Genomic DNA, 7,918 nt, shown 5'->3' with positions numbered 1-7,918 from the left:
AAAATATATGAACTTTTCAAGGTACTATAGCGGGGCTTTTGACCCCAACATCATAGTTATATGATTAATAAACAAAACTAATCATATTATCCTTTCTAGTCATCTCAATACTCAATGTATCTTAATAACTTAACATTCTTCCAATAATATTTTATTGTGGAAGGCTTATCCCTGTTAATTCTTTATACAAATTGACTGCATATGAATCTGTCATTCCAGAAATAAAATCTACAACTAAACGTAATTTGTCATACACACCAATATCTTTAAGTTTCATTTGGCAATTTCGATTATAATCATGAAGAGCAATATATTTAAAATTAGAAGAAATTAAACTATATATTTTCCCCTGAAACAATGCAGAGTTTTCTAATTCTTTCACGTTACTTTCTGTTAAAGCTGATACAAAAACATCCAACAACGTTTTTATTACTTTATCGCCTACCAATTCTAATGCCAAAACCTCATGACAACTAAAACAATATTTTCCTGTTACATCTTTCTTCAAATAGTGAACAAAATCTTTATGGGAATCTAACAATTCTTTTTTATAGGTTCCATTCATAATACTGTCATAATTATCCATAAATTCATTAATAGCTTTCTCAAATAAATAACCTTGTGTATAATTTCTGAACATGCGAACCCTTGATAATACTTTATCCCCTTCTTCTATATGTAAAATTTGCCCCATAAGCATCATTTAATATCTGTAACTTTGTCACTATTCGTAAGTTTTGCACATTACCATCAAAAAATAAAATCATTCTTTTCTTGCTCAGTTAACAATATTTCTCCCACTGTAATTGCCCCATACACACTCTATCCTCCGTCACCCCATACACTTGAATATAAAAAGCCCTTTTTAAGGGCTTTTTCTCAATAATCTAGTATTCCTAAATTGGCTGCAATCCACATCCATTGTCTCACTATACATATAAACACTCGTCTTGTTTATTATTTGTATTCTAATTTATGGTTGTTATTCTAGCACTTTTTCCACGGCATCGCAATAATTTTTGCAGAAAAAAATCACTAACCTAAAATGAATTTTTAAATTCCTATGAGATAAAATTCCCTTTTCATCTTTTCTCCACTGTGCTACAATGGGACAAAATAGATACACAAGGAAAGGACAGCGTTTATGTGGATTGCAGATAACTGGAAAGAATACGAAGTAATAGATTGCTCCAAGGGAGAAAAACTGGAACGCTGGGGGAAGTACCTTCTTGTCAGACCGGACCCTCAGGTCATTTGGGACACTCCTCGGACCAACAACGGTTGGAAACAGAGAAACGCCCATTATCACCGCAGTAAAAAAGGAGGCGGAGAATGGGAATTTTTCGATTTACCCAAACAATGGGATTTGCATTACAAGAACCTGACATTTCATCTAAAGCCATTTAATTTCAAGCATACCGGACTGTTTCCGGAACAAGCAGTCAACTGGGACTGGTTCAGCGAGAAAATCAAACATGCAAACCGGCCGGTAAAAGTTTTGAATCTCTTTGCCTACACCGGAGGCGCTACCGTTGCCGCTGCCGCTGCCGGAGCAAGCGTCACCCATGTGGACGCCTCCAAAGGAATGGTTACCTGGGCAAAGGAAAATGCCGTTTCCTCCGGCCTCTCTAACGCGCCCATCCGGTGGATTGTAGATGATTGTGTAAAATTTGCAGAACGTGAATTAAGGCGGAATAATCACTATGACGCTATTATTATGGACCCGCCTTCTTATGGGCGAGGCCCCAAAGGGGAAATCTGGAAAATTGAAGACGCTGTATTTCCTCTGGTAAAATTATGCGCCAGGCTTCTTTCTGATCAGCCTCTGTTCTTTCTGATCAACTCTTACACCACCGGTCTGCAGCCTGCAGTGCTTGCCTATATGCTTGGCACAGAATTGAGAAAATTTTATGGAACCATAGACGCCCAGGAAATCGGTCTTTTGGTCTCTTCCACCGGCCTGACGCTTCCCTGCGGCGCAAGCGGACGCTGGGAAGCATAAAGAACTAAGACATGTATTTATTTCTGCAAATACTGTTTTGCCGCCTTCACAGTATTGGACAAATACTGGATGACTGCTTTTGGATAGTTCCCCACAGCAGTTTCCCCAGTTACCATGACACTGGCGGCTCCCTCCTGTACCGCACGGAAAATATCAGATACTTCTGCCCGTGTGGGGACAGGATTCTTCTCCATGGAGGCCAGCATTTGAGTAACTACCATAAACGGTTTTTTGGCTTTTTTACATTTCTGTGCAATTTCCTCCTGCACTGCGGGCAGTTCCCACAAAGGCATACTATTTCCCAGATCGCCTCTTGCAATCACAATCTGATCTGCATAGGGAAGCAGTTCTTCCAGGCGTTCCACGCCTTCCATATTCTCTATTTTTGCAAAAACTTCTAAATCAGAAGCCTCTACATTTTTTAATTCCTGTTTTAAATCCTGTAAATCTTGCGCATTTCGCACAAACGGCTGCATCACTCCGGTAACTCCATGAGATTTTGCATTTCGGATATTTCTTCTATCACTTTCTGTCAATGCCGGTAAATGCATTCTTGTTCCCGGCAGAGCTATGCTTTTTTTCGACTGCAGCAAGCCGCCGCGGATGATCCTGCAGCAAGCAGCTTGTTCGGAAATTTCGGTTATCTCAAGCTGGATCTTTCCATCGTCCAGCAGCACCTCCTGCCTCTTTTGCAAGTAAGGAAAAACGATACCGGGCACTGGAATATCTGTTTCGAAACTGGAATTTTTTCTCCCATTACTGAGAACTTTGGGCAAAAGCTCTTCCTCTTCCATTTTCCGCAGATTTATTCCTTTTCCTTCCTGCAGTTTCACAGGTTCCTTCAAGTGTCCAATCCGAAGCTCCGGCCCCCGCAAATCAATTAATAGCCGGGGATGGATTCCGGCTGCACTGGCAGCGGATAGAACCATTTCCGTCCATTCCCGGCATTTTTCCAGTTCTGTATGGGACATATTGAGACGGACTCCGGTCATTCCCAAACGAAACATTTCTGTAAGTATTTCCTGTTTTGCACAGGCAGGGCCAATTGTTCCATAAATCTCTGTCTTTTCCATTTTTCCCTGCACCTTTTCTATACCAAAATAATTTTATCTTTTACTGCTCCTGCCCGGCTTCTTCTTTTTCCTTCTCTGGATCTACATAAGAAAATGCATTGGAAATCTTGGCGTTTTCCGCAGATAATTCCACCTCTTCCCGATAAAAGGCAATCACCGGCGTTCCCACTTTTACTTTTTCATAAAGAATCGTTGCCACCTCTAACGGCGCATTGATACAGCCATGGGAACCGCTGCTTTTATATATTTCGCCGCCGAATCTTCCATTTCTCCAGGATGCATCATGAATTCCCACATTATAGGCAAAGGGCATAAAATAAGTAACATCCGACTCATAATCCTCGCCTTTCAGCACTGCCGGGCTTTCTTTATACACGATTTTGAACACCCCATCCGGAGAACCATTGTTCCGGCTGATATTGCCTGTCACCACATCTGTTTCCACTACCAGGCTGCCGTTTTCATAATACCACAGATGCTGTTTGGTATAATCTATCTCGATATAAGTATTCCCGATATCATCCTTTCCCTCTGCAAAGGGACGCTGAGAATATACAGGTTCCCGGCTTACCGGTTCCCCGGCCTCCAAATCCGCGGCAATCTGTTCCGCCTCTTTCGGCTTATTTACAATCCAGCCATAATCTCCTCCGCCGATTTCCACCGTATCTCCAGAAGAAGTTTTAAAGGAGCGGACGTCTGCATAGGTATTATAAGTGCTTGCAAGATTCTGCACATATTTTTCAATTTCATCTGTTTTCAGGGAAACACTGTAATTGTCCCCAAGCTGAATAAATTCACGGATCTGCTCCTTGGTCAGTTTTTCTTCATAGTCTTTAATTTCATAAGTAATCTCTGCATTCTCATAGCGCGTAATCCGCTCCATGGTTTCTGTAACCTTTGGGCTTTCCTGCGTATATTCCGGATTTATGTAATCTTCATCTGTCAGGCTCACTTCTGAGTCCCCTGCGGAAACCGCTTGCTTTACCTTCTCCAGTACATTCTCAAATATCATATGGGTCCCCATTTCTTCCGGCTCAATATAATACCCGTCGTCCCCCAGCCGAATCTCCGCATTTTCTGGTTCAATTATACTTTCTTCCTGGAAGCAGTCCATTCTTGATACTGCATTAGAAATTAATTCTTCTTTATATTTCATGGTAATCGGAACTTCGTCTTTTACTGGTTCAAAAACCGCCAGAATCCAGCGGATCGGCTCCTGGACCTTCAACAGCTTCTCCACAGAACCGTCCGGCACATATTCACATGCAATGTCCTGCCCATAAATATGATGCTTCTCTCCTTTTCTGTCAAAAACAGTCAAAAGATAATCCTCCACGCCTTCGCCTACCTTTTCTTCCGCCTTTTCCAGACTCATACCGCCTACTTTCCACCCATTGATTCTGGTTCGGAAGAAAAAGTGGCTTTTGAAATATAAAGCCATACCGAAATAAACGGCAGCCAACAGCAGGATAATTCCTGCGATACTTCCTATGATAATTCTCCGTTTTCTCCTTCGCTCTATTTTTTCCCGCATATGCATTCCTCCTCCCAGCATCTCCTGGTTCTTTCAGACAGTCTTCTTATTTCCTCCCAGCATTTCCTGGTTCTTTCAGACAGCCCTCTTATTTCCTTCCGCCTGCATTCCAGGTTCCAACAAAACGTATACCATAAATTCCTTCAAGCTGTCTCCCTGTTTTGTTCTGGGATACACTTTTGTATTCACCACGCTATTTTCATCTCCTACATTTCGGACATAAGAATATTCTATCACATTCTTTCCTTCCTCAAATTCTTTCTGAATGTTTTCCATAGAAAATATGGAAGAAAACATCTTCCGATATTCTTTCATTACCACCTCTTCTGCCAACAGCTGAATCATTTTCTCATACCTGGTGGAATTATAATCATCCTGTAAAATACCGGCCAATAGCTTTTCCTCCTCCGGTCCTTTCAGGATAATGTACTCGTCTGTTTCAATTCTGACTAAAACTACTTTATAATACTTATTTTGCTCCTGTTTACTATTATACTCCATCATTAACAAGCTTTCCTCTATTTTATCTGTTCTGTGCATTTGTGTCTTTCATCTTTTATTAAAATTATCTTAAAAATTTCATAATTCCTTCGGCAAAAACCTGGCGTCAAAGAACTTGAACTATTGTTCCCTGTTCCAGGCTTTTCTTTACATCAATAATTCTCTGGTTCTCTGAACCACGGAACCGCAAAGAAATATTTTTCTTTTCCTGGACAAATTCTCCGTCCACCAATATATCAATCAGAGAAAGCAACTCCTCTGTTGCCCCGCATACCGCTCTTCCCTTTCCCTGCAGCTCCCTGTCAAAAAGATATCCGGTATAACACCAGACAGTTTTCTGCGGATACCTTTCTTTTACCCGCCGCAAAAAAGGCAGCAGCGTCTGCTGATTTTCCGGTTCCATAGGCTCTCCGCCCAACAGGGAAAGTCCTGCAATGTAAGAGGGACTCAGCAGCTCCAGCAATTCATCCTCTGTCGCTCTGGTAAATTCCTTTCCATACGAAAAGTCCCAGGTCTCACTGTTAAAACAGCCGGCGCAGTGATGGGTGCAGCCGGAAACAAAAAGGGAAACCCTGACCCCTTCTCCATTGGCAATGTCTGTTTTTTTAATTTCACCATAATGCATAACGGTACTCCTTAATTCTTACAAATGAAGCACTCTTTCCTGAATTTCCTGGGTTCTTCCCTGATTCCAGAACTGTGTGCCGATATAACCGCAGGTTCTCCGGGCAACATTCATCTTATCTTCCTCCCGGTTCTGGCAATTGGGACATTCCCACACCAGCTTTCCGTCTGTATCTGATACAATTCTGATTTCACCTTCGTAGCCGCACACCTGACAGTAATCGCTTTTTGTATTCAGCTCTCCGTACATAATATTATCATAGATATGCTGCATCACTGTCAGCACCGCATCCAGATTTCCCTGCATATCCGGCACTTCCACATAGCTTACTGCACCGCCAGGAGACAATTTCTGAAACTGAGCCTCAAAGGTCAGCTTGCTGAAAGCATCAATTTCCTCTGTCACATGAATGTGATAACTATTGGTGATATAGTTTTTATCGGTCACTCCCTCAATAATTCCAAACCGCCGCTGCAGACATTTTGCAAATTTATAAGTAGTGGATTCCAAAGGCGTTCCATACAGACTGAAAGCAATATCCGTTTCTTTTTCCCATTTTTTGCACGCCTGATTCAGTCTTTCCATCACTTTCAGCGCAAAGGGCGTAGCCTCCGGATCGGTGTGAGATTTTCCCGTCATATATCTGGCGCATTCACAAAGCCCCGCATATCCCAGAGATATCGTAGAATATCCGCCATAGAGCAGCCTGTCTATCACTTCTCCTTTTTTCAGGCGGGCCAGCGCCCCATACTGCCACAGGATCGGAGCCACATCCGAAGGAGTCCCTTTCAGCCGGTTATGCCGAAGCATCAAGGCCTCTCTGCACAATTCCATTCTCTCCTCCAGGATTTCCCAAAATTTATCCATGTCTTTCCCAGAAGAACACGCAACGTCCACCAGATTCAAGGTTACCACGCCCTGATTAAAACGTCCGTAGAATTTCGCCTTTCCCTGCTCGTCATGATAAACTGTCAAAAAGGAACGGCAGCCCATACAGGGATAGCAATTCCCCTGTTTATTTTCCTTCATTACTTTTTCCGAAATATAATCCGGCACCATACGTTTGGCGGTGCATTTTGCCGCTAATCGGGTCAGTTCCCAGTAGGGACTGCCTTCCCGGATATTATTCTCCTCCAGCACATAAATCAATTTAGGAAAAGCAGGCGTAATATACACGCCTTTTTCATTTTTGACTCCCTGCATCCGCTGGAGAAGCATTTCTTTAATCACCAGTGCAAGATCATCCCTGGTCTGGCCTTCTTCTACTTCATTCAGATACATAAATACTGTGACAAAAGGCGCCTGTCCGTTGGTGGTCATCAGGGTTATCACCTGATACTGTATCATCTGGACGCCCCGCCGGATTTCTTCTTTGACCCTCATCTCAGCCACTTCATTAATCTTTGAATCCTCCAGCGGAAGCTTTGCCGTCTGAAATTCCCGCCGCACCATCTTTCTTAATTTCCGGCGGCTCACGTCCACAAAGGGCGCCAGATGAGACAGCGTAATGCTCTGGCCTCCGTACTGGGAACTGGCAATCTGAGCAATGGCCTGGGTGGCAATGTTGCATGCCGTGGAAAAGCTCTTAGGACGCTCAATCATAGTCTCACTGATTACTGTTCCATTCTGCAGCATATCCTCTAAATTAACCAGACAGCAATTATGCATATGCTGCGCAAAGTAATCCGAATCATGGAAATGGATCACTCCTTCTTCATGAGCCCGCACCACCTTTTCCGGCAGCAGAAAACGCTTTGTAATGTCTTTGCTGACTTCCCCTGCCATATAATCCCGCTGCACGCTGTTTACCACAGGATTTTTATTTGAATTTTCCTGTTTAATTTCTTCATTATTACATTCAATTAAGCTTAGAATTTGCTGATCGGTAGAATTGGATTTTCTCACCAACGCACGTTTGTATCGGTAGGTAATATACTTTCTGGCCACCTCATAGGCCTTGTAAGCCATAATTTCATTTTCCACCATATCCTGAATCTCTTCTACATTATAGATTCGATCCATCGTTTCACAAGAACCGGAGATCCGCTTAGCAATGGCTTCCACCTGCTCCCGAGTCAGTCTGTCACTTTCTGTCACTTCCATGTTTGCCTTATTCACCGCATCAATAATCTTGCTGGCGTCAAACCCTGTTTCTTTCCCGCTTCTCTTGATGATTTTCATTC

7 protein-coding genes are annotated in these 7,918 nt (G+C 42.7%); 1 reads left to right on the top strand and 6 read right to left on the bottom strand.

Annotated elements, in window-relative coordinates:
• Positions 1 to 151: 151 nt before the first annotated feature.
• Positions 152 to 703: a hypothetical protein gene (locus E5329_RS06185; protein ID WP_135988711.1), complete on the bottom strand. Its 552-nt coding sequence runs from the start codon at positions 701 to 703 to the stop codon at positions 152 to 154.
• Between the two features lie 441 nt (positions 704 to 1,144).
• On the opposite strand from E5329_RS06185, the gene E5329_RS06180 reads away from it, so the two are divergent.
• Positions 1,145 to 2,002, top strand: coding sequence for a class I SAM-dependent methyltransferase (locus tag E5329_RS06180; protein WP_135988710.1), 858 nt, complete (start codon positions 1,145 to 1,147; stop codon positions 2,000 to 2,002).
• Between the two features lie 17 nt (positions 2,003 to 2,019).
• On the opposite strand, the gene pyk is transcribed toward E5329_RS06180, so the two are convergent.
• The 5 genes from pyk to nrdD all read right to left on the bottom strand — a co-directional run bounded on the left by pyk (position 2,020) and on the right by nrdD (position 7,916).
• Positions 2,020 to 3,075 carry a pyruvate kinase gene (gene pyk, locus E5329_RS06175; RefSeq protein WP_135988709.1) on the bottom strand — a complete coding sequence of 352 codons (1,056 nt, stop codon included), beginning with the start codon at positions 3,073 to 3,075 and terminating at the stop codon, positions 2,020 to 2,022.
• 40 nt (positions 3,076 to 3,115) lie between these two features.
• The gene (locus tag E5329_RS06170; protein WP_135988708.1) at positions 3,116 to 4,609 is read right to left on the bottom strand and encodes a L,D-transpeptidase family protein; all 1,494 of its coding nucleotides are present in this window, start codon (positions 4,607 to 4,609) and stop codon (positions 3,116 to 3,118) included.
• 75 nt (positions 4,610 to 4,684) lie between these two features.
• Positions 4,685 to 5,113, bottom strand: coding sequence for a hypothetical protein (locus E5329_RS06165; protein ID WP_135988707.1), 429 nt, complete (start codon positions 5,111 to 5,113; stop codon positions 4,685 to 4,687).
• Positions 5,114 to 5,216: 103 nt separating this feature from the next.
• A complete protein-coding gene (gene nrdG, locus E5329_RS06160; RefSeq protein WP_135988706.1) occupies positions 5,217 to 5,735 on the bottom strand; it encodes an anaerobic ribonucleoside-triphosphate reductase activating protein in 519 nt (172 codons plus the stop codon).
• 18 nt (positions 5,736 to 5,753) lie between these two features.
• Entirely contained in the window at positions 5,754 to 7,916 is a 2,163-nt protein-coding gene (gene nrdD / locus E5329_RS06155; RefSeq protein ID WP_135988705.1) for an anaerobic ribonucleoside-triphosphate reductase, read from the bottom strand.
• Positions 7,917 to 7,918 lie beyond the last annotated feature (2 nt).

The organism is Petralouisia muris (assembly GCF_004793545.1).
Lineage (GTDB): Bacteria > Bacillota > Clostridia > Lachnospirales > Lachnospiraceae > Petralouisia > Petralouisia muris.
The sequence above is the reverse complement of the archived record's forward strand: the minus strand, read 5'-3'. Positions and strand labels throughout refer to the sequence as shown.